The following is a 26,393-nucleotide window of genomic DNA, read 5'->3' as shown; positions in this document are numbered from 1 at the left end:
GAAGCGGAGAGCCGGGACCGCCGGAAACGCCGCGCTTCCGGCGGTCCCGGATCGGCGCGCTGCGCGCTTGTCCGGGATGACACGGATTGGGTGCGTTAAGCCGCCCGCCGGTCGAACATCTCCCGCACCAGCCCCGCGATCTCGCGGCACGCGCCATCGGCCGCCGGGATCGCGCCGGTGAAGGCGGTGAAGCCGTGGGCCAGGCTGTCGTAGCAGCGGTACAGCACCGGCACGCCCGCCGCCTGCAGGCGCTGGGCGTAGGCCTGGCCTTGGTCGACCAGGGGATCGAAGCCGGCGGTGGCGATCACGGCCGGCGCCAGGCCCGACAGGTCGGCTGTCTTGTCCGGCGACAGGCGCGGGTCGGCCGGATCGGCGTCGGCGCCCATGTAATGGCCCATGAACCAGTCCATCACGCTGCGGGTCAGCGGATAGGCGTCGGCATAGGTGGTCATCGACGGCGTCTCGCTGGCCACGTCGACGGCGGGATAGATCAGCAACTGCAGGGCCGGCGTCGGCTCGCCCTTGCGCTTCATCTCCTGGGCGACGACGGCCGAGAAGTTGCCGCCCATGCTGTCGCCGCCGATGGCCGGAGCGACAGGCGGCGCGCCGAAGCGGTTGGTGTTGTCCCGCGCCCAGCGATAGGCGGCCAGCACGTCTTCCAGGCCGGCCGGGAACTTGTGATCCGGCGCCAGGCGGTAGTCGACCGAGATCACCACCGTGCGGGCGATGCTCGCTAGGATCCCGCAGAAGGCGTGGCAGGCCTCCAGGTCGCCGATCACCCCGCCGCCCATGTGGGCGTAGACGATCAGCGGCGCGTCGGCGTCCTGGTTCTCGGGGCGATAGGCGCGGCACGGAACCGGGCCATTGGGGCCCTCGATCGACAGGCTTTCGGTGCGCACGCCCGGCTCCAGCGGTCCCTGGACGGCGGCGAAGGCCTTGGCGCTGCCGGCCACGGCCTCGGCCGGCGACAGGCTTTCCATCGGCGGCATCTTCTTGCCGGCGTGGGCGAAGAACTGGAAGCGCGGGTCCAGCGTGCGGCCGCCCTTGTAGACGACCCCGCCGCCCGACATCGCCCGCAGGATCGGGCTGGGCAGCGAAAGGATCAGCTTCAGTATGGTCTTCTGGGCGGCGTCCGAGGCCATGGTTTCCCCCACTCTCTGCGTTCTTGTCGTTGTTGTTCTTCTATAGCCTAGGCAAGGCGGGCAGGCCGCCCAGGATCAGCTTGACGGCGAAGTCGGCGGCGCCCTCGGTGTCGACCGGCCGGCGCTCCAGCATCTTGTCGCCGATCTCGCGGGCCACGGCGATGCAGGCCGAGGTCAGGTAATCCAGGTCCACCGGCGGGGCGTGCTCGCGCTCCAGCACCCGGGCGAAGGCCTCGCGAACCTCGTCGAACACCGCCGCCACCTCGGGCGTCAGGCGGGCGTGCGGGATCTGCTCGCCGGCCGGCCGGTTCAGACGCCAGCTCTCCTGCTCGACGGCCACGAAGTTGAAATAGGCCAGGATCGCGCCGCGCACGAACGACTCGAAGTCGGTCGCCTTCTCGGACTGTTCGCGCAGCAGGGGCCGGAAGCGGCGGGCGCCGTCGTCGGCCAGGGCGTCGAACACCTCCTCCTTGGACTTGTAGTAGTTGTAGAAGGTGCCCGAGGCCAAACCCGTGCGGCGGATGATGTCGCGCACCGTGGCGGCGTCGTAGCCCAGCTCGCCGAACACCTCGCGCGCAGCGTCCAGGATCGCCTGGCGGTTGGCGACCTTGGTGCGTTCCCGCTTGCCCGGCCGTTGATCGACATGGGGCTTGGGGAAGTAGGCGACATTCGACATGGACCGCGACTCGAAGGCGGGACGATGGTGACGCCCCGTCAGGATCACAGCCTTACTCTGGGGCAGGTGGCAAGGGGCTTGGTTTGGGACGGTTACAGCGGCTTCACCGGCTGCTCGATGTCGCAGACCGCCTCGCTGATCGCCTCCAGCTTCTCGCGGTACAGCGCCGAGGCGTCGTGGAGGCCCTGGTTGTAGTAGTAGGGACCCAGCCGTTCGCTGACGAAGTCGAGCAGGAACTCGGCGTCGAAGCCCTTCACGTCCAGGTCCAGCTCGGACTTCAGATAGTCCGAGAGGCCGCCGACTAGCTTGGCGCGGGTGTCCTTGTCGAAGGTGATCTTGGGCATGGGGGCTCCTTTTAGGGAGAGCTACCGCACTTGCCCCCTCCGCGCCTACGGCGCTCCTCCCCCGGAGGGGGAAGAAGGTGATCCCCTTCCGCTCCCTCCGGGGGCGGACGACCATGCGGAGCATGGTCAGGTGGGGGCCAGCAGCGGCTCCATCTTGATCTCCGCCAGCGCCGGCACCGGCAGCTTGCCGCCGTTCCTCCGCGCCCGCACCGCGCCCCTGGCGATCTCCGTCTTCAGGTCGGCGCAATAGACGTTGAAGTCGACCTGGATGGTGTGGCGGTCCGACTTGTAGAACTGGCTGGTGTGCCGCGCCTCGTCCCTGGCGATGATCCGGACCATCTCGGTCTCCGGCGGCGGCGCGTAGGCGCCGACCAGATAGGCCGCCGCCAGTTTCGCCTGCTGCTCGGCGAAGTTCACCAGGGTCGGCAGCGGCTGGGCCAAGCCCATGAAGAACAGGTTCCGGACGCCCGGCTTCATCATCCGCTTGAACAGCGGGAAGCGGTGGTCGGCGTCGGGCTTCAGCGCCGGATCGTCGAAGAACGGGAAGCTGATCCTGTAGCCGGTGGCGAAGACGATGGCGTCGACGTCCTCGACGCTGTCGTCGGCGAAGCGCACGCGCTTGCCCTCCAGCGCCTTGATCGCCGGCTTGAACTTGATGTCGCCGCAGCCGGCCCGGGTCAGGAACTCGCCTGAGACCGACGGGTGGGCCTCCAGCGGCTGGTGGTCGGGCTTGGGCAGGCCGTAGTCCTCCATTTTACCAATAGCTTGCTTGATCACCTGGCGGGCGATGGACAGGCCCAGCTTGCGCGGCATCCAGGCCGGCATGGCGCTTTTGTCCGCCGGCTTGCCGTTCAGGTACTTGGGGAACACCCAGACCCCGCGCCGGGCCGAGACCCACAGGGTCTTGGCGATCGGCCGCTGGGAAAGCTCGCTGGCGATGTCCATGGCCGAATTGCCCATGCCGACCACGACGACGTTCTTGCCGCGCATGTCCACGGGATCGAACGGGTCGCTATAGGCGTGGGCGTGGAAGGCGGGGCCGTCGAACTCGCCGGGATAGTCGGGGATGCGCGGATCCCAGTGGTGGCCGTTGCAGACGAACAGCACGTCGTAGAGCCGCGTCTCGCCGGTCGACAGGGTCACCGACCACAGACCCTCATCCGTGCGCTGAGCGCGTTCGACCCGGGTGTTGAAGGTGATCGTCTCGCGCAGGCCGAAGTGGTCGACGTAATCCTTGAAGTACTGGAACAGCTGGGCGTGGTGCGGGAAGTCGGGCCAGCCCGCCGGGACTGGAAAGTCCTCGAAGGCCAGCCGCCATTTCGAGGTGTCGATGTGCAGGCTCTCGTAGCAGGCCGACATCCCGTTGGGGTTCTTGTAGTACCAGTTGCCGCCGATCTCGTCGGACATCTCGAAGCAGTCGTAGGGGACGCCGAGGTCCTTCAGCCGCTTGATCGTGGTGAAGCCGCTGCAGCCGGCGCCGATGACGCACGCCTTGGGGAGCTTTTCGGCTGTTCCGCCCATCTTGGCCGCCCATCCCGACTTATCATTGTTCAGGTGAGCATACCGGCGTTATCCGGCCCGGCAAGCGGCCGTTGGGGAAGGCTTGGAATGCAAAGCGCCCGCCTCTCGCGAGACGGGCGCTCCGGCTTTCAGCTGTCGCCTAGCCTAGCAGCAGGGGCCGCCGTTGCAGCAGGCCGCGCCGAGGGCGCAGCAGGCTTCGACGGCCTTGTGGACGGCGTCCGGCGCGGCGGCGTAGGCGGCCGAGGCGGAGGCGAGCAGCGCGAACGCCGCGATCGAGACGATGCGTTTCATGATTTGAGAGTCCGATTTTCAGGTTGATGGAAATTCGTCCTGGAATGCGGGTCTCAACGGGGCGGGGGCGGCTCCGGCGTGATGCTCCGGCCGACCAGGCGGGGCATGGGACGCGGTTCGGGCGACGCGATCTCGAGACGGACCGGTTCGGCCAGGGTCTCGACCGGCGCGGCAACCACCACGCAGGCGGTGACGCAGACCTGCGGACACATCGACTTGTCGAGGTCGTGACACGGCGCGTCCGGACAGCAGTCCATCGGCGTGGCCATGGCCGGCGCCAGGGGCGACACGACCAGCAGCACCGCCGCCAGCAGGGACAGCAGTCGCGCGAGGACGCGGACACGGATCGCCGGGGCGGTCATGAGGCTACGATAGCCGCCAGCGGGCCGGCGGCAAGCCGCCTTGGCCCCTTACGGGGTTCACCGCCCGAAGCGCACCGGCGCGTAGGTCGCCGCGCAGCTGGCGCTGCACTGGGCCCAGCGGCCGGCGCAGCCGTCGTCGTCGCCGCCGGACTGGCAGAAGTAGAGGGTCTTGGAGCAGGTCGCCTTGCACTGCTGGGTGTCGCCGGCCGGCCGGGCGCTGGCCAGCGGGATCGGCGCGGGCAGGACGAAGCTGGGCGCGGCGATCGGGGCCTGGACCGGGGCGGCCAGCTTCCTGGGCTTGGGCTGGGCCGGGATCGTCGCCTGACCGCCGACGGCCGGACCGGCCACGGCGAGGATCAGCAGGACGAGCAGGGCGCGGCGCATGGGGAGAGATTACGACCCTATGGTAAAAGGCCGATTAACCATGTTTCCGTGCGGTCCCTCGCGCGCCTCTACTTCTGAACCACGTCGGTAAGCCGGACCTTGCCGCCCGGGCCGGCGACGATCGCTCCGGCTGGTGTCGCGTCTCGGTTCGAAGCCTGCGCGAAGGCTTGGTTCCCGAGCGTCCCGATCCGCAGGCCTTCGGCATAGTCGCCGACCTTGCCTGTGTCGTAGTTGGCGACCACGCCCGCGAAGCCGCTCTTCTCGTTGACGGTCATGTAGACGCCCTCGCCATGGCGGCGATCCAGGGAGATGACCGAGCGGCCCGTATCCAGGTAGGTGAAGCCGCCGCGTTCGTCGCCCGCCGGATCGTAGATCAGCATGCCCCAGGCCGGCGACAGGCGCGGATAGGCCTTCCCGTCGATGACGGGGTCCGGCTGTTCCCCGAGGCTGAGCCGCGTCGCGCCGCTTTGCGAACGAAACCGCAGCGACGGGCGAGTGTCGGCGCCGGACGCGTCCAGGATGATGCGCTCGCGTCCTTCGGCGTCCTCGAGCACGATCCGGCGAGCGCGCACCACCTCCGGCGCGCCGACCGCGCCGACCAGCAGGCCGCCGGCGACGACCGCCACCAAGGCGGCGCGCAGTTGCGCCATCTGCCGACGAAGCGCGGCGACCTCGGCGCTCAGGGCGACGTTGGAATCCTCGACCACGATAGAGCTCCCGGCTGTTGTCGTAGAGCAAAAGCCACGGCCTCGCGGCGGTTCCGGGATTAGGGGCGGGCGATCAAGCCGAAGCGTCGATTCCGTCCCTCGCCGGCGGCTTGGCCAGGAAGATCGGCAGGCACATCAGCCCCAGCACCGCGCCGAGAGTCCAGACCAGGCCCGGGAACCAGGCTCGGCTGGCGAAATAGGCCTGGGCGATGACTACCGGGCCGATCACCGAGGCCAGGCTGGCCAGGCTGGCCAGCACCCCCTGCAGGCGACCCTGCTGGTCCTCGTCGACCTGGCGCGACAGCAGCGACTGCAGGGCCGGCTGGCCCACGCCGCCCAGGCAGAACATCGGCAGCAGCAGGAAGGCCATCCAACCCTTGGTGGCCAGGGCGATGGCGACATAGGCGAAGGCGTCGGACACGATGCCGATGACCAGGGCCCGCCGCTCGCCGAACCGTTCCGAGATCGGGCCGGCGACGAAGCCCTGGGTCAGGGCCTGGAAGACGCCAAAGCCGGCCAGGGAGAAGCCGATGGTCCACGGATCCCAGGCGAACTTGTCCTCGCCGTACAGCACCCAGATCGTGCCGCCGACCTCGCCGACGATGTTCAGCGCCGCATAGGCGACCATCAGCGGCAGCAGGGCCGGGAAGGCCGCCGCCCAGCGCAGCGACGCGAACGGGCTGAAAGCGGCGCGGCCGATGGGCTGACCCTCGGTCTTGCCCAGGGTCTTGTGCGACTCCGGCAGGACGAACAGGGCCATCAGGAAGTTCAGACCGTTCAGGGCGGCCGCCGCCAGGAACGGCGCGCGCACCCAGTACCCGCCCAGGAAGCCGCCCAGCACCGGGCCCAGGATGAAGCCGATCCCGAACATCGCGCTGAACAGGCCAAAGCGCCGGGCCCGCTGCTCTTCCGGCGTGATGTCGGCGATATAGGCCTGGGCCACGGCCATGTTGGCCCCGGTGATCCCGGCGATGGCGCGGCCGACGAACAGCCAGGCCAGGCTCGGCGCCAGGGCCATGAACACATAGTCGATCGCCGCCCCGGCCAGCGAGACCAGGAGCACCGGCCGGCGGCCGACCTTGTCGCTGATCGCCCCCAGCACCGGCGAACACAGGAACTGCATCAGGGCGTACAGGCCCAGGAACGCCCCGAACCGCCAGCCCAGGTCGCCAGTATGGCCGACCTCGCGCAGCAGGCGCGGGATGATCGGCATGACCAGGCCGATGCCGGCGACGTCCAGGGCCACGGTGGCCAGGATCAGGGGGAAGGCGAGTTTCGAGCGGTTACCCAAAGGGCGCATATGTAAATTTATCATCGATAAAGTTCCTTATCGGCGATAAAGTCCGGATCGGCCGCGCGGTCAAGCCGATTCCTACGAGGGCGCTAAATGAAGGTCGATCGTCGGCGAATCCTGGAGGCGGCGCTGGAGCTCCTGAACGAGGTCGGGGTCGACGCCCTGTCGACCCGGCTGATCGCCGAGCGCCTGGGCGTGCGCCAGCCGGCGCTCTACTGGCACTTCAAGAACAAGCGGGCCCTGCTGGACGCCATGAACGGCGAGATCCTTGCGCGGGCCCACGAGGCGCGCGTTCCCCGGCCCGGCGAGACTTGGCAGGACTTCCTGCGCCGCAATGGCAGGAGCTTCCGGGCCGCCCTGCTGGCCTATCGCGACGGGGCGCGGGTCCATGCCGGCACCGAGGCCGAGCCCGACGACCTGGACCATGTCGAGGCCCAGGCGATGGTCCTGGTGCGGGCAGGGTTCTCGCCGGCCCAGGCCATGCAGCTGTTCATCGCGGTCAGCCGCTACGTGGTCGGCTGCGTGCTGGAGGAGCAGGCCTCGCCCGCGACCGGTTCGGCCGAGCAGGCCCGGCTCGACGAAGCCGCCCAGGCCTATCCGATCCTGGCCGAGGCCATGGCCCACTACCGCGAGAGCGGCCACGCGGGGCTGTTCGAGCGCGGCCTGGAGCTGATGGTGCGGGGCGCGGAGGCGGAGCTGGCTAGCGGGCCGCGCTAACTCTCCACACCGCGTTGCCCACGTCGTCGGCCACCAGCAGCGCGCCCGACGCATCCACCGTCACGCCCACCGGCCGCCCTTGGGCCTTGCCGTTGGCGTCGAGGAACCCCGTCAGGAAGTCCTCGACCTCGCCGGCCGGCTTGCCGCCGCTGAACGGCACGAACACCACCTTGTAGCCGGCCTGCGGCTTGCGGTTCCACGAGCCGTGCTGGCCCACGAACACGCCGCCGCGATAGCGGGCCGGAAAGCTGGTCCCCTCGTAGAAGGTCAGGCCCAGCGAGGCGGTGTGGGCGCCCAGGGCGTAGTCGGGGACGATGGCCCGCTCGACCAGGTCGGGGCGGCGGTCCTTGTCCTTGACCCGCTTGTCGACGTGGCGGCCGAAATAGCTGTAGGGCCAGCCGTAGAAGCCGCCCTCGCGCACCGCGGTCATGTAGTCGGGCACCAGGTCGTTGCCCAGCTCGTCGCGTTCGTTGACCGCGGTCCACAGCTCGCCATTAGCCGGGTTCCAGCCGAGGCCATTGGGATTGCGCAGGCCCGAGGCGAAGACGCGCTTGGTCCCGGTCGCCAGGTCGACCTCGAGGATCGCGGCCCGATCGGTCTCGGCGTCGATGCCGTTCTCGCCGACATTGCTGTTGGAGCCGACGGTGGCGAACAGCTTGGTCCCGTCCTGGCTGGCCAGGATGTTCTTGGTCCAGTGGTGGTTGATCGGTCCGCCCGGCAGGTCGGTGACCTTGCGCGGCGCGGCGGTGATGCGGGTCTGTCCCTCCGTGTACGGGAAGGCGACGATCGCGTCGGCATTGGCCACGTACAGCGTCCCGCCGACCAGGGCCATGCCGAACGGCGAGTGGAGGCTGGTCAGGAACGGCGTCTTCAGCTCGGCGGCGCCGTCGTGGTCGGCGTCGCGCAGCAGGGTGATGCGGTCGGCGCTGGGCACGCCGGCCCCGGCCTTCTTCATCAGCCGCGTCTCGAAGAAGCCCTTGATCCCCTTCGGCTTGTCGTTGCCCGCCGGCTTGTTGCTCTCGGCGACCAGCACGTCGCCGTTGGGCAGGACCAGCAGCCAGCGCGGATGATCGAGGCCAGTCGCGAACGGCTGCGCCCGGAAGCCCGCCGGGACCCGAGGCGTCACGCCCGCCGGCCAGCCGACCACCTCGGAAACCTTAACAGTGGGCAAGAGCGTGCGATTGGGCTTGGGCAGGGCCGGGTTAGGGCCGTAGCCGACGGAACCGCCTTGCTGGCCTTGGCTTTGGCCGCAGGCGGCGAGGGCCGCGACCACGCCGCCGACGATCAAGATTTCGCGAAGCCTGCGACGCATGGCCGCTTTCCTTCTTCATCCAGCGTTCAACGCAAGGCGGGTCTACTCGGTGCTGGTAGTTGATACGGATTCGACCATGGTGAAGTTCCAATCCAACACCATTAATCGTCGTCGTCTTCTGGCCGGCTTTCTGGCCCTGGGCGCGCCGAGCGCCGCCCTCGCGTCACCGCACGGAAAGGCTCTCAAGCCGCCGTCTCCGCCGCTGGTCACCCTGCTGGGCGATTCGATCACGGCGGGCCTGGGCGTGGCCAGCGACCTCGCCTTGCCCGCGCGGCTTCAATCGGTGCTCGGCCAGATGAGCGTGCATGCGCGGGTCTTCGGCTTCGGCGCGCTGGGCGACACCACCTTGGGCGGCTTGTCCCGGGTCGAGCGGGTGCCGGCCGGAACCTCGGTCTGCGTCGTGGCCCTGGGCGGCAACGACCTGCTGCAGGGCGCCGAGCCGTCGTGGACCCGCGCCAACCTGCGGGCCATCGTCCAGCGGCTGAAGGAGCGGAACATCCGAGTGGTGCTGGCCGGGGTCAGGGCGCCGGCCCTGCTGGGCGTCGACTACGCCCGCCGCTTCACCGCCCTCTATCCGGAGCTGGCGCGCGAACAGGGCGTGTTCTACGCGCCGGACTTCTTCACCGGGGTGATCGGCGTCTCGCGCTACATGCAGCGCGACGGCATCCACCCGAACGCCGAGGGCGCGAGGATCATCGCCGAACGGCTTGCGCCGGTGGTGGCCCAGGCGCTGCGGGGGTGAGCTAGCTAAGTTCCCTCTCTCATAGAGAGAGGGAGGGGCCCATCGCCCATGGCGATGGGAGGGTGAGAGGTTTCACCGTCAGCCGGAAAATCCCAGGCGCTCCATCGAGCCCAAGCTGATTTCGACTCCCGCCGCGGCCAGCCGGCAACGTCCGGCGTCTTCGTCAGAGCCCTATTCGGTGAGAGTGAAACCTCTCACCCTCCCACCGCTTCGCGGCGGGCCCCTCCCTCTCTCCATGAGAGAGGGAGTTCGTACGCCTACTCCGCCGCTTCCTTCAGTTCCGGTTTCTTGACCGCCACGTGGTGGTGGCCGCCGAAGATGCGGCGCATCAGGCGTTCCGAGCGGGTCTTCAGGCCGTCCATCAGGATGAAGACCACCGGGATGTAGAGCAGCGACAGCAGGGTCGAGGTGATCAGGCCGCCGATGACCGCGATGGCCATCGGAGCCCGGAACTCGACTTCGGCGCCAAGGCCGATCGCGGTGGGCAGCATGCCCGCGCCCATGGCCACGGTGGTCATCAGGATCGGCCTGGCTCGCTTGTGCGCGGCGTCGATGATCGCCGTGCGCTTGTCCATGCCGTGTTCCTTCATCGCCATGATCGCGTACTCGACCAGCAGGATCGAGTTCTTGGCCGCGATGCCCATCAGCATCAGGATCCCGATCAGGGTCGAGATCGAGAAGCTGGAGTGGGCGATCACCAGCAGGCCGAAGGCGCCGCCGATGGCCAGGGGCAGGGCCACCATGATGGTGATCGGGTGGGCGAAGCTGCGGAACAGCAGCACCAGCACGACGTACATCAGGAGGATGCCGGTGATCAGCGCGCCGACGAAGCCGCTGACCATTTCGGCGATGAACTCGGCGTCGCCGGCCGCCACTTCCTTGACGCCGTTCGGCAGGTTCTTGACCGAGGGCAGGGCGTGGACGCGCTTGGCCGCCTCGCCGACGACGATGCCGTCCAGCTCGGCCGTGATGGTGGCCACGCGCGAGCGGTCCTGGCGGTCGATCTGCGAGGGACCGGCGCCGAAGCGCACGTCGGCCACCGCATTCAGCGGCACCGAACCGGTCGCCGACGGCACCTGCAGGGTCTGCAGGACGGCGATGTCCTCGCGGGCGCTCTGGTCCAGGCGCAGGCGGATCGGCACCTGGCGGTCGCCCAGATTGTACTTGGGCAGGTTCTGGTCGACGTCGCCGATCGTGGCGACGCGAACCGCCTGCGAGATGGCCCCGGCCGAGACGCCGGCGCGGGCGGCCTGGTCGGGCTTGGGCGTCACGACGATCTCGGGACGGGCGATGGCGGCGGTGTTGACCACGTGGGCCAGGCCCGGCACGGCGCGCATCTCGGCCTCGACCTTGCGGGCCGCGGCCTCCAGGGCCGGACCGTTGTCGCTGAGTAGGCGCAGGGTGTAGCTGCCGCCGCTGGACGGGCCGCCGCCATTGTTGCTGCCCGCGCCGATCCGCGCGCCCGGGATCTGGGCGAACTGGTCGACCATCTGGCGGCTGAACGCCTGCTGGCTGATCCGCTTGCCCTTCTCGGTCAGGTCGGCGGTGATCTGGCCCTTGTTGACGGCGTTGCCGCCGACCGAGGCGTAGACGCTGATCACCTCGGGACGGGCGCGCAGTTCGCGGGTGACGCGCTGCACGACACGGTCGGTCTCGTCCAGCGTCGCGCCCGGCGGCAGCTCGACCGAGAACTCGGCCCGGCCGCGGTCGGCCTGGGGCTGGAACTCGAACGGCAGCCGCGTGGCCAGGAAGATCGAGAACGCGAACATCGGGATGCCCATCGCCAGCACCTTCCAGCGATTGCGCAGGCCCCAGTTCAGGCTCTTGAGGTAGGGACCCATCCAGGCGGGGTCCTTGTCCTCGTGCTTGTGGTCGGCCTTCAGCATGTAGGCGCCCATCAGCGGCGTCAGCAGGCGGGCGACCACCAGCGAGAACAGCACCGAGATACAGGCGGCCAGGGCGAAGGCCTTGAAGAACTGGCCGATGATGCCGGGCATGAAGCCGACGGGGGCGAACACCGCCACGATGGTGAAGGTGGTGGCCACGACCGCCAGGCCGATCTCGTCGGCCGCCTCCATGGCCGCCGCGTATGGGCTTTTGCCCCCGCGCATGTGGCGGACCATGTTCTCGATCTCGACGATGGCGTCGTCGACGAGAATGCCGACGGTCAGCGACAGGGCCAGCAGGGTGACGCCGTTCAGCGACTGGTTCATCGGCGCCAGCACCGCGAAGGTCGGCAGCAGCGACATCGGGATGGCGACGGCCGACAGCAGGGTGGCGCGCCAGTCGCGCAGGAACAGCAGCACGACGAGAACGGCCAGCACGGCCCCGATGATCAGGGCTTCCATCGAGGCGATATAGCTCTCCTCGATGTATTTCACGTTCGAGGTGATCTCCTCGATCTGCAGCTCGGGGTGTTCTTTGTCGAGCTTCTCGATGGTCTTGCGGACCTTCTCGGCGGTCTGGACCTCGGAGGCGCCGCGCGAGCGGACCATGTTGAAGGTCACGACTTCCTGGCCGTCGTAGCGCGCCAGCGAGCGGGGCTCGGCCCAGTGGTCGGTGACCGCGCCGAGGTCGGCCAGGCGCACCGTGCCGCCCGAGGGCAGGGGCACGCGGGTCTCGCGCAGCTGCTCGACCGAGCCGGCCGCGCCCAGGGTGCGGATGGCGCGCTCGGCGCCGGAGATGGTCACCCGGCCGCCGGGCAGGTCGGCGTTCGACGAGACCAGGGCCTGGCTGACCGAGGCGGCGGTGACGCCCTGGGCGGCCAGGCGGTCGGGATTGAGGGCGACCTCGATCTCGCGACTGACGCCGCCTTGGCGGTTGACCTCGCCGACGCCCTTCAGCGCCAGCAGAGCCCGGCTGATGTCATTGTCGACGAACCAGCTGCGTTGCTCGGGCGTCAGGGTCGGGGCCTTGACGACATAGGTGATCAGCGGGTCGCCGGAGATGTCGATCCGGGTGACGATCGGCTCCTGCATGTCCTGCGGCAGCGAGCCGCGCAGGTTGGACATGGCGTTGCGCACGTCGTTGGTGACGCGCTCGTGGTCCACGCCCAGCTCGAACTCGATGAAGGTGGTCGAGGCGCCGTCGACGACGGTGGAGTTGATGTGGCGCACCTGGCCCAGGCCCGCGATCGAGTCCTCGATCAGGCGGGTGACCTGGGTCTCCAGCTCGCTGGGCGCGGCGCCGGGGCGCACGGCCGTGACGACGACGAACGGCAGGTCGACGTCGGGGTTGTTGTTGATCCGCATCCCCTTGAAGCCGGCCACGCCCGCGATGGTCAGCAGGATGAACAGCAGGATGACGGGGATCGGGTTCTTGATCGCCCAGGAAGAAATGTTGCGCATGGGCGCGTCCTCAGCGAGCGGGCTTGGAAGGCGACGAGGGCGCGGGCGCGAGGCCCACGCGGACCAGGTCGCCCTCGCCCAGGAAGCCGGCCCCATCGACCACGACCCGCTCGCCGGCGGTCAGGCCGGTGGCGGCGACGCGGTCGCCGGTGTTGGCCAGGATGGTGATGCGACGGAAGTGGACCTTCTTGGCCGAGTCAATGACGAACACGCCGGGCCGGTTCTCGCGATAGAGCACCGCGGCGCTGGGCACGACCAGGGCGGGCTGGTCGCCGGCGTCGATCGTGGCGCGGGCGAACATGCCCGGGCGGAAGCCGCCCATCGCCGACAGGGCCACGCGGGCCACGCCCAGGCGGTTGGTGGCGTTGACCTCGGAGGTGACGATGCGGACATGGCCGGTCATCTCGCCGACCTTCTCGGAATAGATCTTGGCGGGCATGCCGGCCTTGACCGAGGCCAGGTCGGTTTCGGGGATCTCGGCGTCCAGCTCCAGGCGGCCGTCGCGGACGATGCGGAACAGCTCGCTGCCGGATGTGACGATCTGGCCCTTGGTGACGCTGCGGCGGCTGATCAGGCCGCCGACCGGGGCGCGGATCGAGGTCTGGCCCAGGCGCGCGGCGGTCTCGCCCCGGGACGCCTCGGCGGCGGCCAGGTTGGCGGCGGCGGTGGCCTGCTTGGCGGTGGCGGTGTCCAGCGAGGCCTGGCTCAGATAGCCCTTGGCCTGCAGCTCGCGGGCGCGGCCCAGGGCGGCCTGGGCCTCGGCCAGGGTGGCCCTGGCGCTGGCGACGCTGGCCTGCTGCTGGCGCAGCTGGGCGGAGATGACGCTGTCGTTGAGCTGCACCAGCACCTGGCCGGCTCTGACGATCTGGCCTTCCTCGGCATTGACCGACACGGCGGTCAGGCCGCCGGTCTCGGCGCCGACCGGCACCTCTTCCCACGGCGAGATGGTGCCGGTGGCGTTGATCTGGCGCGAGATCGGCTGGCTGGAGACCGGGGCGACGCTGACGGTGGCCGAGGCGGTCGGAGAGGCCTTCTCCGTCTTCGGCTTCTTGTCGCCGCAGCCTGCCAGCGCGATCGCGCTCACGCCCAGGACCAAGACCAGCGCGCTCAAGTTCGGGCGGCGCCCATTGATCCGGTAAAGCACGATCATCCCCAGCACTGTTGAAAGCCCGTGGCCTTCTAGCCGACAAACCCACGGTTGCTGAGTTAATTTGCCGTAAGACGATAAAAATCGAGGCGCTGCCCATTCCCTTGCGAGAGAGGGGAGCGCCCCGGGCCGTCCGTCGGGGGAAGTGAGACAGGTTCGAAGCTATGCCAGAGGTGGCGCGGCTTCAGGGTGTGGGGACTTCGGAGCCAGGCGCCGGCCCGGCAGCGCGCCGCAGAACAGCGCGGCCATGGTCAGGTAGCTGAAGACGCCGCCGCCGGCGATCAGGCTGGCGCGATTGGGAATCTTGGGATCGACCAGGGTCGCCAGCATCAGGGTCAGGGTCAGGCCGTGAAAGCCGCAAGCCCACATCGGCCACCAGCGGTTCGATCGCATGGCGATGAACAGCAGCACCAGCATCAGGGCCACGTCCACCAGGAACACCGCGGTCTGCGGCCCGAACCGCTGATGGCTGTTGTAGAGAAAGCCGGTGGCGAACCAGGCGACGATCATGGCGGCGCCGGCCAGGCGCTCAGGCCAGCCGCCACGCCATAGCGCCACGCCGGTCGCGATCAGCAACGCGGCGAGGCTGGCCCACTGGTAGAGGTAGCTAAGTGGCGACATCGCGCCAGGGTGGCGTCTTTCCGCCAGATTGCAACGATCCTCGCTGATCGGGATCGGCGAGGATCGGGGCGTTGCGCCTTCGAGCGCGGCGGCCTCTAGGCGGCGATGGTCAGGCGACCGTTGGTCTTGATCGTGCCCACCGGCTTGACGGGCGCTTCGCCGAAGCCGTCGTCGAAGGTCACGGCCGAGAGGCCGATGTCGTGCTGGGCGACCGTCAGGTGCTTGTGGGTGGTGACGATGCCTTCGCGCGCCACGCCCAGGGCCTGCATGGTGGTGATGGCCGACATGATGGCGTCCTGGCCGATCAGGGCCGACAGGTTGGCGGCCTGGCGGCTGCTGGGCATCAGGGCGGCGAGGGTGGCGGTCGTGGCGATGGCGGCGTCGATGGCCTTTTCGGCGGCGAACAGGGCTTCGGCCACGGTTTCGGCGGCCGCACGGCGTTGCTTGAGCATACGAAGTCTCCCTCACGCCGACGGTGTCGGCGCGTTGCCAGATGTTGATGATGGTCGGATTGCTCGCCCGGTTCCGCGGGCGACGCCGTCTTAGGGGAAGAGGCTTTCCAGGGCGTGGAGCCCCGCCAGGATCGAACCGAACGCGAAAGCGGTCACGATCATCACGGCCGCGATGAAGGCCAGCCTCAGGGGCAGACTCAGATGATTGGGTCTTGCTCCTCCAAGTCCGATGAGGAGGAGTCCGACAGGAACGTCTCGTCCATCACCGCGCTGGCGATGCACAGGATCTCCCGCATCACCAGTTCGTTGGGCTTGAACGAAGCCTGCTTGCGCGTGGCCGCCACCAGATCGTGGACCATCGCCGAACCGGCCGGGCTGGCCGAGAGGCTCTGGAGCTGGCGCTCGAGTTCGCTCCAGGTGATCGGCGGCAGCATCTCGGCCGAATTCAGCCGGGGCCACGTGTCCCGGAAGCTCGTCACTTCCTGGCGCAGATGAGTGGCGCGGCCAATCGCGTCTTTCTGATGGGGGGTCAACTCGTTCACTGGGAACTCCTTCCTCGATGCGGTCAACTGACCTCGAGGAAGGGCGTTCGCCTAGCCGGGACGGATCGGACCCCGACGCGGTAGGAGGGGGGGTGACAGGGGGGGCGCCCCCCTGATGGATCCCCTGGTGCGCCCCTTGATGCGCTCGGTCGAAGACCCGGCGCGCGGCGTCGTAGCGGTCGGCCGCCCCGAGCCGGCGGCGCGCCTTGTCCAGATGCCAGTCGACGGTGTGCTTGGAGAGGCCCAGCTCGCGGGCGATCTCCTTGGAGCTCATGTGGCGGTCGACGAGTCGAAGACACTCCCGCTCACGCTCGGTGAGGCGGTCGAGGCCATCGACCTGGTCAGAAAGGGAAGGGTCACCCTTGTCCATCGCGAGGGGAACTTTAGGCGAACGTTTCGGTTCGGCAAGCCGCCGGAACATTAAACCTTTGCTATTATGGTTACGGTCGACACGTTCAGGTGAGCTCCGACGACACCTTCCAGAGGTCGACGCCGCCTTCGGAGGCATGGCGGTCGATCTCGGCCAACTCCTCGGGCGAGAACGAAAGACCGTTCAGCGCCGCCAGGGAATCCTCCAGCTGGGCCACCGTGCGGGCCCCGATCAGGGCCGAGGTGACGCGCGGATCGCGCAGCACCCAGGCCAGGGCCAGCTGGGCCAGGGTCTGGCCGCGCCGCTGGGCGATCGCGTTCAGGGCCTTGATGCGGTCGAGATTGTCCTGGCTCAGCAGGTGGCCGCCGAACGAGCCGTTCTTGGCGGCGCGTGAGTCCGCGGGCGCGCCGTTCAGGTACTTGCTGGTCAGCAGGCCCTGGGCCAGCGGCGAGAAGGCGATGCAGCCGACGCCCAGGTCATCCAGCGCGCCCAGCAGCTCGTCCTCGATCCAGCGGTTGAGCATCGAATACGACGGCTGGTGGATCAGCAGCGGCACGCCCTCGCTCTTCAGGATCGCGTGGGCCTGACGGGTCAGTTCGGGCGAATAGGACGAGATGCCGACGTACAGCGCCTTGCCCTGGCGGTGCAGGTGGGCCAGGGCGCCCATGGTCTCCTCGAGCGGCGTCGTGGGATCGACGCGGTGGGAGTAGAAGATGTCGACATAGTCGACGCCCATCCGCTTGAGGCTCTGGTCGCAGCTGGCGATCAGGTACTTTCGCGACCCTCCGACGCCGCCATAGGGGCCCGGCCACATGTCCCAGCCGGCCTTGGTCGAGATCACCAGCTCGTCGCGATGGGCCTTGAAGTCGGTGGCCAGCACCTTGCCGAAGTTCTCCTCGGCCGAGCCGTAGGGCGGGCCGTAGTTATTGGCGAGGTCGAAGTGGGTGACCCCCAGGTCGAAGGCCCGGCGCAGGATAGCCCGGCCGGTCTCGAACACGTCGGCGCCGCCGAAGTTCTGCCACAGGCCCAGCGAGATCGCCGGCAGGTCCAGGCCGCTGCGGCCGGTGCGGCGGTAGGGCATGGACGCGTAGCGGTCGGCGGCGGCGACGTAGGGGATCTGCATGGGGAGGGTCCTTCAAAGCTGTCATCCCGGACGAGCGCGAAGCGCGAAGATCCGGGACCGCGGCAAGCTCGGCGTTCGTGGCGGTCCCGGCTCTCCGCTTCGCTGCGGCCGGGATGACAATCTATTACGTTTTAACGGCCTAAGCCTCGCGGCGGGCCGCTTCGCTCTCGGTCGACGGCGAGGCGGCGCGGATCAGCTCCAGCACGTCGACGATGATCTCGCGCATGGCCGACGAGGCCTTGTCGGCGTCGCGGGCGATGATCGCCTCGGCCACGTCCTCGTGCGAGGGGATCGAGGCGGTGCGGCCCTTGATGCGGTTGGTGAAGCGGATCGAGATGCGCAGGGCGGTGTTCACCAGCTCGTGCAGCTCGCGATAGAACGGGTTCTTGGTCGCGCTGAGGATGGCGATGTGGAAGGCGATGTCGGCCGACAACGGGTCGTCCTCGCCCTCGGCGGCGGACTTCATGCGGCGCAGGCCCTTGCGGATCTCCTCCAGCCCCGCCTCGTCGGCGTTGCGGGCGGCCAGGGCGGCGGCGGCCGGCTCGATGCCCAGCCGCATCTCGGTGAAGTCGGCCAGCAGGCGCAGCGAGAACTTGCGCTCCAGCAGCCAGCGCAGCACGTCGGGGTCGAGCATGTTCCACTCGGCCTCGGGCTCGACCACGGTGCCGTGGCGCGGGCGGGCGCTGAGCAGGCCCTTGGCGGTCAGCATCTTGACCGCTTCGCGGGTCACCGTGCGGCTGGCCCCGAACTGTTTGGACAGCTCGCCCTCGGTCGGGAAGCCCACCTCGACGTACTCGCCGGTCACGATGGCCTGACCAAGTTGCTCGACCAGACCGTAGGTCAAACTCAGGCCGGGCTGGGTGCGCATCGGCTACTCTTCTTTCCTGCGACAACGAAACAAAGGGTTTCGCCGCTGTGTACCTTGGTTCGCGCCGTTCGCGAACGCGACGGTTGCGGTTGAATACAGCCGCGCGGCGCGGTTTCGGCAAGAGTGTTCAGACATGTGGTCTGACCAAAACGGAAAAAATGGGCGACTCGGAAGCCGCCCATCCTTGCTCACCACCAGGTGGCGTAGAGCGCGATCAGGATCAGGATGACCCCGACGCCGGCGATGTTGAAGCCGGTCGAGGTCTTGTAGCTGACCCCTTCCAGCGTCACGACGCTGACCGGCGTCTTCTGCGGCGCGACCAGCGAGACCAGCACGGCGCCGGCCAGCGACAGCAGGAAGACCACGCCCACGCGGTTCATGAACGGCATGGTGTAGATCGCCTCCTTCTGCAGCCACCAGAACAGCGCCGACAGCACGGCCGAGCCGATGGCGGCGGTCAGGGCGCCGGCGGTGGTCGCCTTCTTCCAGAACATGCCCAGGATGAAGATCACCACGATGCCCGGCGTGAAGAAGCCGGTGAACTCCTGGATGAACTGGAACGCCTGCTCGGCCCCGCCCAGCAGCGGCTTGGCGGTCAGGATGCCGATGATCACCGCGACGATCGCGGTGATGCGCCCGACCGCGACCAGCCGCCGCTCGCTTTGGCCCGGCCGGGCCTTGGCGTATACGTCGAGGGTGAAGATGGTGGCGATCGAGTTGATCTTGGCCGCCAGCGAGGCGACGATCGCCGCCACTAGGGCCGCGAACACCAGGCCCAGCAGGCCGGGCGGCAGCAGCTTCATCATCTCCGGATAGGCCTGGTCGGGCTTGATGCCTTGCGGGGCGAGCACGAGGGCGGCGATGCCCGGCAGCACCACGATCACCGGCATCAGCAGCTTCAGGTAGGCCGCCATGGCGATGCCCTTCTGGGCTTCCTTCAGGTCCTTGGCCCCGAGGGCGCGCTGGATGATGTACTGGTTGAAGCCCCAGTAGCTGATGTTCATGATCCACAGGCCGCCGACCAGCACCGCGATGCCGGGCAGGTCCTTGTAGTGCGGATTGTCCTTGCTCAGGATCATGTCGAACTTGTCGGGGAACTGGGTGGTCAGCTGATGGAAGCCGGCCAGCACGTCGCCGCCGCCGATCTTGCCCAGCGACAGCCAGGCGATGATCAGGCCGCCGGTGACCAGCAGGGCCACCTGGACGATGTCGGTCAGGGCCACGGCCTTCAGCCCGCCCCAGATCTGATAGGCCAGGGCGAAGGCGCCGATGGCGGCCAGGGCCCACATCTGGTCCAGGCCCGTGACGGTGTGGATGGCGATCGAGCCCAGCCAAAGGATCGAGGTCAGGTTCACGAAGACGTAGAGGCCCAGCCAGAACACGGCCATCAGGGTCCGCACGCTGGGCCCGTACCGCTGCTCCAGGAATTGCGGCATGGTGTAGACGCCGTTCTTCAGGAACACCGGCAGGAAGAACTTGCCGACGATCAGCAGGGTCAGGGCCGCCATCCATTCGTACGAGGCGATGGCCAGGCCGATGGCGTAGCCCGAGCCGCTCATGCCGATGATCTGCTCGGCCGAGATGTTGGCGGCGATCAGCGAGGCGCCGATCGCCCACCAGGGCAGGGCCTTGCCGGCCAGGAAGTAGTCGGTCGAGTCCTTCTGGTGACCGCCCTTGTCGCGCGACACCCACTGGGCGAGGCCGAAGATGGCGACCGCGTAGACCGCGAGCACCGCGATATCGATGGCTGCTAGGTTCATTGTTCCTCCCCCTTATGGGCTTTTATCGTTGGCGGCCGGTCTGGTCCGGCTAGCCGGCGTTCCAGGCCGCGACCAGGGCGGCGGCGCGCTGGCCGACCTCCTGGGCGGTGTAGCCCGGCCGATAGAGCTCGCCGCCGACGCCGATGCCGGCGGCGCCGGCGGCGCGCCATGGTTCGAGATTGGCCGCGCCGACGCCGCCGACGGCGTAGACCAGCACATGCTTGGGCAGCACGTCCTTGACGGCCTTGATGTGACCCGGGCCGAACGAGCCGGCCGGATAGAGCTTCAGCGCCTTGGCCCCGGCCTTGACGGCGGCGAAGGCCTCCGACGGCGTGGCGAAGCCGGGCATGGCGGTCAGGCCCAGCGCCACGGCGCGGGCGATGACCTCGGGATCGGTGTTGGGCGTGACGATCAGCTTGCCGCCGACCCCGGCGACGTCGTCGACGGCCTGGGGCGTCAGCACCGTGCCGGCCCCGCACAGGGCCTGATCGCCGAACGCGTCGCAGAGGCGCTTGATGCTCTCCAGCGGGTCGGGCGAGTTCAGCGGCACCTCGATGCCCTTGATCCCGGCGGCGACCAGGGCGGCGGCGATGTCGACGATCTCGTCCGGCTTCACGCCGCGCAGGATGGCCACGATGGGGGGCGGGGCGGCGTCGGTCATAAGCGTCACTTCTGTTGAGATCTGGAAATCGCCGATAGGCCGGCAAGGACGGCCGCGTCGCCATCGACGACGGTCGCGCCGACGTCGATCCTGGCCAGGGCCTGGACATAGAGGTCGCTGAGGGCGCCGGCGCCGATCACGGTCACGGCGTCCATGGGGCCGAACCAGTCGCGGGCGGCGGCCACGTCGGCCCCGACCAGCAGGCCCGACAGGTAGCCCATGGCATCGGCGGGCGAGAGGCCGTCCAGCAGCTGGCGCGAGCGGGTCTCGAACATCAGGTGGGTCAGGCGCGCCGCGCCGTGCTCGGCGATGCGGGACAGGCCCCTGGCGAAGCCCTCGGCCGAGCCGTCGGCCTGGGACCCGCCGCCGGCGGCCAGCGTCGAGTGCTGCTTCAAGAGGGCGAAGGTCTCGCCGACCGGGGCGGTGACGAAGCCCATGATCTTGCCGTCCTCGACCACGGTCCACTTGTTGTGGGTGCCGGGCAAAACGAGCAGGTGGCGGCCGGTCCGCAAGGCCTCGTCCAGGGCCAGGGCCCCGAACACCTGGGTCTCCTCGCCGCGCATCACGTCGGGACCGCCCAGCGGGTTCGTGCACGAGAGGCCGGGAACGATCGTCACCGACAGGCCGCCGGCTTCAATGCGGATGGTCTTGTCGGCGACATCGGCGGGGGCAGCCGGGCAGGTGGCGTAGGGCGCTTCCACCCAGCCGATGCGCGAGCCGACCATGCCGCACAGTAGGGCGCCGGTCGGGCCGGCCTCGCGCCAGTCGCCGACCAGGTCGAGGAAGGTCTTCTCCGGCGTGTCGGTCAGGGCCGAGACCCCCGGGCCGTCGCGGCGATGGATCACGCTCTTGCCCTGGCGCAGCCAGAGTCGCAGGCGCGAGGTGCCCCAGTCGCCGACGATCACGACGTCCTGGTCCATCAGTGGCTCTCGCGGGTCACGACCGAGCCCGAGGCCCCGACCAGGAAGTCGAGGTCCGCGCCCTGGTCGGCCTGCAGCACGTGGTCGACATAGAGCTTGGCGTAGCCGCGGGTGTATTTCGGAGCCGGGCGGTCGGCGCGCCAAGCGGCCAGGCGGCTTTCCAGCTCGCCCTCGGTGATCGCCAGGTTGAGCACGCGGCTGGGCCCATCGAACACGATCTCGTCGCCGTCGCGGACCACGGCCAGCGGGCCGCCGGCGTCAGACTCGGGCGAGACGTGCAGGATCACCGCGCCATAGGCGGTGCCGCTCATCCGGGCGTCGCTGATGCGCAGCATGTCCTTGACGCCCTTTTCCAGCAGCTTGCGAGGCAGCGGCATGTTGCCGACCTCGGGCATGCCCGGATAGCCCTTGGGACCACAGCCCTTCAAGACCAGGATCGAGGTTTCGTCGACGTCCAGGTCCGGATCGTCGATGCGGGCGCGGAAGTCCTCGATGGTCTCGAAGACCACCGCCTTGCCGCGATGGCTGAGCAGTTCGGGCGACGCGGCGCTGGGCTTCATCACCGCCCCGCCGGGAGCCAGGTTGCCGCGCAGCACCCAGATGCCGCTGTCGGGCTTCACCGGCGCGTCCATCGTGCGGATCACCTCGGCGTTGAACACCTCGGCGGTCTCGTACTGGGCGCCGATCCGGTGGCCGGCCACGGTCATGGCCTCGGGGTCGAGCACCGCTTGCAGCTGCTTCATCACCGCCGGCATGCCGCCGGCATAGTGCAGGTCTTCCATCAGGAAGCGGCCCGACGGCTGCAGGTCGACCAGCAGCGGCACGTGGCGCGACAGGTGGTCGAAGTCCTCGAGGTCCAGCTTGACGCCCAGGCGGCCGGCCAGGGCCAGCAGGTGGACGACGGCGTTGGTCGAGCCGCCGATCGCGGCGTGGACGCGCAGGGCGTTCTCGAACGCCGCGCGGGTGGCCACCTGCGACAGCGTCCGGCCTTGCTTGACCATGTCCACGATCACGCGGCCGGTCTCGTGCGACATCGCCCGGCGGCGGGCGTCCACGGCGGGGATGGTGGCGTTGTAGGGCAGGGACAGGCCCATCGCCTCGACGATGGCGGCCATGGTCGAGGCCGTGCCCATGGTCATGCAGGTGCCCGGCGAGCGGCTCATGCCGCTTTCGGCCGACATGAAGTCGGCCAGCGACATCTCACCGGCCCGGACCGCCTCCGAGAACTTCCAGACGTCGGTGCCCGAGCCGATGTCCTTGCCGCGGAACTTGCCGTTCAGCATCGGACCCGAGGAGACGACGATGGTGGGCAGGTCGACGCTGGCCGCGCCCATCAGCTGGCCCGGCGTGGTCTTGTCGCAGCCGCCCAGCAGCACGACGCCGTCGATCGGATTGCCGCGGATCGACTCCTCGACGTCCATCGACAGCAGGTTGCGGAACAGCATCGCCGTCGGCCGCATCTGGGTCTCGCCCAGCGACATGGCGGGGAATTCCAGCGGCAGGCCGCCGGCCTCCCAGACGCCGCGCTTCACGTGCTCGGCGATCTCGCGCAGGCCCGCGTTGCAGGGGGTGATTTCCGACCAGGTGTTGCAGATGCCGATCACCGGGCGGCCGTCGAAGACGTCGTCGGGAAGCCCCTGGCTCTTCATCCAACTGCGATGGATGAACCCGTCCCGATCCAGCTTGCCGTAAGTGCCGCCGCTGCGCAGGCGCTTGCCCGCGTTCCCGTCGCTCATATCCGTCCCTAACGCCGGCCGCAGGGACCGATCCGCATCCTGTTGGTCGCCATTTATAATATAATAATGATCGACGCAATGTCGGGGGAAAGATGGAAGCGCTTCCGGTTTTCCCACGCGCGAAACCGCCAATTTGCAACCGTAGCTTAGGGGTGTGGCGGAAAAATCGCGTTTCGCCGGTGAAATGATAGCGCTATCAATTTCGCCTTGAAGGTCGCAATTATACGATTATAGCTACCGACATGGAGCACGCGGCGCCAAACGCCGCACGTCACCGGACGCCCTAGAACGGACCGGGACGGCTCTCAAACAGGGGGAAGGGAACCGGCCATGCAGCGCCTCAATTCGTCTCATCGCAAATTCATGCTCGCCGGCGCTTCGGCGCTCGTGCTCTGCGCCGCCGCGCCAGCCATGGCGCAGGCTCAGGCGCAGACCGCGCCTAAGGACGCCGACGTCGTCGAAGAGGTGGTGGTCACCGGCCAGCGCGCTTCGATCCAGTCGGCCCAGAAGATCAAGCAGAACGCCGAACAGCTGGTCGATTCGATCACCTCGACCGACATCGGCGCCCTGCCGGACCGTTCGGTGACCGAGGCCCTGCAGCGGGTCGCCGGCGTCACCATTGGTCGGACCTCAGACGGTCGCGACGCCGACCGCCTGTCCGTCGAAGGCTCGGGCGTCCAGGTGCGCGGCCTGTCGTGGGTGCGCGGCGAACTGAACGGCCGCGACAGCTTCTCGGCCAAGAGCGGCCGCACGCTGAGCTTCGAGGACATCCCGCCCGAGCTGATGGCCGGCGTCGACGTCTACAAGAACCCCTCGGCCGACATCGTCGAAGGCGGCATCGGCGGCACCGTCAACCTGCGCACGCGCCTGCCGTTCGACAGCGCCAAGCGCCAGATCGCCTATTCGATCGACGCCAGCTACGGCGACATGTCGAAAAAGTGGAAGCCCGGCGGCTCGATCCTCTACAGCGACCGCTTCCAGACCGGCATCGGCGAGATCGGCTTCCTGGTCGACCTGTCCGACTCCAAGCTGAAGAGCCGCACCGACACGATCTCGGTTGACCCCTTCAACGCGCGCACCAACCTGGTTCCGGGCAAGACGGTCTATGTCCCCGGCGGCTTCGGCTACCGCAGCCTGGACTTCGACCGCGAGCGCAAGGGTATCGACGCGGCCGTGCAATGGCGTCCCAACGACCAGTGGGAAGCGACGCTGCAGTTCCTGCGCTCGTCGGCCCTGCAGGCCTCGTCGGAACACGCCGTCGGCTTCAATCCCGGCTCGGGCAATGGCCCCGCCGCCGGCACGACCTTCACCTACGACTCGGACGGCCACTTCGTGAAGGGCACGCTGGCCGGTTCGCCGGGCGGCACGAGCCTGGGCTCGTCGACCATCGACACCCGCTACGCCGAGCGCAGCTCGGTGACGTCGGACTACTCGCTGAACCTGAAGTACAATCCGAACGACAAGTGGTCGTTCAGCGGCGACGTCCAGTACATCTACGCCAAGACCAAGACCGTCGACACGACCGCGTTCAACGCCCTCAGCGGCGACGCCTCGCCGGCCAGCCTGGACCTCACGGGCAGCCTGCCGGTCATCACGATGAACAACGACAAGGCGTATACGTCCAACCCGGCCAGCTACTACCTGCAGGCCGTGATGGATCACCACGACCGCAACGAGGGCAGCGAGCTGGCCACGCGCGTCGACGGCGCCTACGAGTTCGATGACGGCGGCTGGCTGAAGTCGCTGAAGTTCGGTCTGCGCAGCACCTATCGCCAGGCCACGACCCGCGAGACGACCTATCGTTGGGATACGGTCGCCCCCAGCTGGTCGGCGCCGTCGATCGACAAGCTGCCGACCTATCAGGGTCACTACGGTCTCTATCCGTTCGACAACTACTTCCGCGGCGCGGCCCACCTGCCGGCGACCTTCGTCATGCCGAACGCCGAGTTCGTGCACGACTACGCTTCCTTCGCCAGCATCATCGGCCCGATCGCGGCGGCCAACGGCGGCGGCTGGCGTCCGTTCGCGGGCGACTTCGAAAGCCAGGGCCAGACGGGCGGCCGGGGCAGCACCAACCACCAGAAGGAAAAGACCCTCGCGGGTTACGCCCTGCTGCGGTTCGGCCACGAGCTGTCGCTGGGCGGCGAGGATCGCGACCTCGACGGCAACATCGGCGTGCGGATCGTCAAGACCGAGACCGACAGCCAAGGCATCCAGGTCTTCAACGCCAATACCCAGAACACCGTCCCGGCGGCCGACCTGGCCTTCGCCAACGGCGCCCGCAGCGCCTATGTCGGCGGTCGCGACTACGTGAACATCCTGCCCAGCTTCAACGCCAGGCTGAAGGTCACGCCGGACATGTTCATCCGCTTCGCGGCGGCCAAGGCGGTGGTGCGTCCGGACTTCTCGCAGCTGCAGCCGAACTACGCGATCAGCGCCACCAACGGCTATCTGACGGGCGGGGTCTGCGCCAACTCGATCCCCGGCGGTCTCCAGGCCAACTGCGTCTATCAGTACACGGCCAATGCGGGTAACCCGGACCTGAAGCCGACCCGCTCGACCCAGTACGACCTGGCCTATGAGTGGTACTTCGCCCCGACCGGCAGCCTGACGGCGACGGTGTTCTACAAGGACATCTACAACTTCATCACCAACGGCGCGCAGAACCAGACCTTCGTCAACAACGGGGTCACGCGCACGGTCCAGGTGGTGCAGCCGTACAACGCCGGCCACGGCAAGATCAAAGGCTTCGAGCTCGCCTATCAGCAGTACTACGACTTCCTGCCGGGCCTGCTGAAGGGCTTCGGCGCCCAGGCCAACTTCACCTATGTCGACAGCGAGGGCACGCGCAACGCGGCGTCCAACCCGTACGACAGCACGCAGGTCGGCAATATCCGCAACAACGGCGACGAGCTGCCGCTCGAGGGCCTGTCGAAGAAGAGCTACAACGTCGCCGCCCTCTACGACCAGGGCAAGGTGTCGGCTCGCCTGGCCTACAACTGGCGTGAGCGCTACCTGCTGACCACGACGGCGGCGAACATCAACATCCCCGCCTGGTACGGCGATTACGGTCAGCTGGACGGTTCGGTGTTCTACACCGTCAACGACAAGCTGAAGATCGGCTTCCAGGCCGTGAACCTGACCAATACCCGGACCAAGATCCTGGTCAGCTATCCGGGCCGTCCGGAAGAGGGCCTGACCAAGCACAACTGGGTGGTGGCCGACCGCCGCTACTCGGTGGTGCTGCGCGGGACGTTCTAGGCGACGGCTTCAGACACCCCTACACCTGTCATCCCGGCCAAGCGCGCAGCGCGCCGAGCCGGGACCGCCGGAAGCGCAGAGCTTCCCGAGGTC

Annotated in this window: 23 protein-coding genes and 2 pseudogenes; 3 read left to right on the top strand and 22 right to left on the bottom strand. The window is 68.5% G+C overall.

Going from position 1 to position 26,393, the window contains the following annotated elements:
* Positions 1–95: 95 nt before the first annotated feature.
* From ASC70_RS06835 to tet, 9 genes and pseudogenes are all read right to left on the bottom strand, one after another.
* A pseudogene (locus ASC70_RS06835) lies at positions 96–1,163 on the bottom strand (alpha/beta hydrolase); the annotation flags it as partial.
* Positions 1,164–1,182: 19 nt separating this feature from the next.
* Positions 1,183–1,818 (bottom strand): TetR/AcrR family transcriptional regulator, encoded by a 636-nt coding sequence (locus ASC70_RS06830; protein WP_047408821.1) that lies wholly within the window; start codon positions 1,816–1,818, stop codon positions 1,183–1,185.
* A gap of 92 nt (positions 1,819–1,910) precedes the next feature.
* Entirely contained in the window at positions 1,911–2,162 is a 252-nt protein-coding gene (locus ASC70_RS06825) for a DUF2164 domain-containing protein (protein WP_056047917.1), read from the bottom strand.
* A gap of 126 nt (positions 2,163–2,288) precedes the next feature.
* Positions 2,289–3,683: an NAD(P)/FAD-dependent oxidoreductase gene (locus ASC70_RS06820; RefSeq protein WP_056047912.1), complete on the bottom strand. Its 1,395-nt coding sequence runs from the start codon at positions 3,681–3,683 to the stop codon at positions 2,289–2,291.
* Between the two features lie 144 nt (positions 3,684–3,827).
* Positions 3,828–3,974, bottom strand: coding sequence for a hypothetical protein (locus ASC70_RS24855; protein WP_156396145.1), 147 nt, complete (start codon positions 3,972–3,974; stop codon positions 3,828–3,830).
* A 53-nt stretch (positions 3,975–4,027) separates the two neighbouring features.
* Positions 4,028–4,336: a hypothetical protein gene (locus ASC70_RS06815; RefSeq protein ID WP_056047909.1), complete on the bottom strand. Its 309-nt coding sequence runs from the start codon at positions 4,334–4,336 to the stop codon at positions 4,028–4,030.
* A 57-nt stretch (positions 4,337–4,393) separates the two neighbouring features.
* Complete coding sequence (locus tag ASC70_RS06810; RefSeq protein ID WP_056047906.1) at positions 4,394–4,720, bottom strand: hypothetical protein; 327 nt, start codon at positions 4,718–4,720, stop codon at positions 4,394–4,396.
* Between the two features lie 68 nt (positions 4,721–4,788).
* A complete protein-coding gene (locus ASC70_RS06805; RefSeq protein WP_056047903.1) occupies positions 4,789–5,427 on the bottom strand; it encodes a hypothetical protein in 639 nt (212 codons plus the stop codon).
* A 73-nt stretch (positions 5,428–5,500) separates the two neighbouring features.
* Complete coding sequence (gene tet / locus ASC70_RS06800; protein ID WP_056047897.1) at positions 5,501–6,727, bottom strand: Tet(A)/Tet(B)/Tet(C) family tetracycline efflux MFS transporter; 1,227 nt, start codon at positions 6,725–6,727, stop codon at positions 5,501–5,503.
* Between the two features lie 87 nt (positions 6,728–6,814).
* Here tet and tetR point away from each other — a divergent pair, with 87 nt between their 5' ends.
* Positions 6,815–7,438, top strand: a complete 624-nt coding sequence (gene tetR, locus ASC70_RS06795) for a tetracycline resistance transcriptional repressor TetR (RefSeq protein ID WP_056047896.1) — start codon at positions 6,815–6,817, stop codon at positions 7,436–7,438.
* Here the strand turns inward: tetR and ASC70_RS06790 are convergent.
* Entirely contained in the window at positions 7,422–8,750 is a 1,329-nt protein-coding gene (locus ASC70_RS06790) for a sorbosone dehydrogenase family protein (protein ID WP_056047892.1), read from the bottom strand. The genes tetR and ASC70_RS06790 overlap by 17 nt on opposite strands.
* 76 nt (positions 8,751–8,826) lie before the next feature.
* Between ASC70_RS06790 and ASC70_RS06785 the strand changes: the two genes are divergently transcribed.
* Positions 8,827–9,492 carry an arylesterase gene (locus ASC70_RS06785; protein ID WP_056047890.1) on the top strand — a complete coding sequence of 222 codons (666 nt, stop codon included), beginning with the start codon at positions 8,827–8,829 and terminating at the stop codon, positions 9,490–9,492.
* Between the two features lie 257 nt (positions 9,493–9,749).
* Here ASC70_RS06785 and ASC70_RS06780 read toward each other — a convergent pair whose 3' ends face one another.
* The 12 genes and pseudogenes from ASC70_RS06780 to ASC70_RS06725 form a co-directional block, all read right to left on the bottom strand.
* Positions 9,750–12,839: an efflux RND transporter permease subunit gene (locus ASC70_RS06780; RefSeq protein ID WP_056047887.1), complete on the bottom strand. Its 3,090-nt coding sequence runs from the start codon at positions 12,837–12,839 to the stop codon at positions 9,750–9,752.
* A gap of 10 nt (positions 12,840–12,849) precedes the next feature.
* The gene (locus ASC70_RS06775) at positions 12,850–13,950 is read right to left on the bottom strand and encodes an efflux RND transporter periplasmic adaptor subunit (RefSeq protein ID WP_235519281.1); all 1,101 of its coding nucleotides are present in this window, start codon (positions 13,948–13,950) and stop codon (positions 12,850–12,852) included.
* 198 nt (positions 13,951–14,148) lie between these two features.
* Positions 14,149–14,607, bottom strand: coding sequence for a hypothetical protein (locus tag ASC70_RS06770; RefSeq protein WP_056047881.1), 459 nt, complete (start codon positions 14,605–14,607; stop codon positions 14,149–14,151).
* 95 nt (positions 14,608–14,702) lie between these two features.
* On the bottom strand, positions 14,703–15,059 hold the full coding sequence (locus ASC70_RS06765) for a hypothetical protein (RefSeq protein ID WP_056047880.1): 357 nt from the start codon (positions 15,057–15,059) through the stop codon (positions 14,703–14,705).
* Between the two features lie 197 nt (positions 15,060–15,256).
* Positions 15,257–15,601 carry a hypothetical protein gene (locus ASC70_RS25505; RefSeq protein ID WP_047408062.1) on the bottom strand — a complete coding sequence of 115 codons (345 nt, stop codon included), beginning with the start codon at positions 15,599–15,601 and terminating at the stop codon, positions 15,257–15,259.
* Between the two features lie 220 nt (positions 15,602–15,821).
* Positions 15,822–15,875 (bottom strand): annotated as a pseudogene (locus ASC70_RS25500) (hypothetical protein); the annotation flags it as partial.
* A 181-nt stretch (positions 15,876–16,056) separates the two neighbouring features.
* The gene (gene mgrA, locus ASC70_RS06750) at positions 16,057–17,094 is read right to left on the bottom strand and encodes an L-glyceraldehyde 3-phosphate reductase (RefSeq protein WP_056047875.1); all 1,038 of its coding nucleotides are present in this window, start codon (positions 17,092–17,094) and stop codon (positions 16,057–16,059) included.
* A 139-nt stretch (positions 17,095–17,233) separates the two neighbouring features.
* Complete coding sequence (locus ASC70_RS06745) at positions 17,234–17,962, bottom strand: FadR/GntR family transcriptional regulator (RefSeq protein WP_056047871.1); 729 nt, start codon at positions 17,960–17,962, stop codon at positions 17,234–17,236.
* Positions 17,963–18,150: 188 nt separating this feature from the next.
* Positions 18,151–19,722, bottom strand: a complete 1,572-nt coding sequence (locus ASC70_RS06740) for a sodium/sugar symporter (protein WP_056047870.1) — start codon at positions 19,720–19,722, stop codon at positions 18,151–18,153.
* A 49-nt stretch (positions 19,723–19,771) separates the two neighbouring features.
* Positions 19,772–20,383: a 2-dehydro-3-deoxy-6-phosphogalactonate aldolase gene (locus tag ASC70_RS06735; protein WP_056047868.1), complete on the bottom strand. Its 612-nt coding sequence runs from the start codon at positions 20,381–20,383 to the stop codon at positions 19,772–19,774.
* A gap of 5 nt (positions 20,384–20,388) precedes the next feature.
* Positions 20,389–21,303: a 2-dehydro-3-deoxygalactonokinase gene (locus ASC70_RS06730; protein ID WP_056047866.1), complete on the bottom strand. Its 915-nt coding sequence runs from the start codon at positions 21,301–21,303 to the stop codon at positions 20,389–20,391.
* Positions 21,303–23,039 (bottom strand): IlvD/Edd family dehydratase, encoded by a 1,737-nt coding sequence (locus ASC70_RS06725; RefSeq protein ID WP_056047864.1) that lies wholly within the window; start codon positions 23,037–23,039, stop codon positions 21,303–21,305. The genes ASC70_RS06730 and ASC70_RS06725 overlap by 1 nt, the downstream gene beginning before the upstream one ends.
* 330 nt (positions 23,040–23,369) lie before the next feature.
* Here ASC70_RS06725 and ASC70_RS06720 point away from each other — a divergent pair, with 330 nt between their 5' ends.
* Positions 23,370–26,300 (top strand): TonB-dependent receptor, encoded by a 2,931-nt coding sequence (locus ASC70_RS06720; protein ID WP_056047859.1) that lies wholly within the window; start codon positions 23,370–23,372, stop codon positions 26,298–26,300.
* Positions 26,301–26,393 lie beyond the last annotated feature (93 nt).

This window comes from Caulobacter sp. Root343 (assembly GCF_001425745.1).
In the GTDB taxonomy this organism is placed as follows: Bacteria; Pseudomonadota; Alphaproteobacteria; order Caulobacterales; family Caulobacteraceae; genus Caulobacter.
The sequence above is the reverse complement of the archived record's forward strand: the minus strand, read 5'-3'. Positions and strand labels throughout refer to the sequence as shown.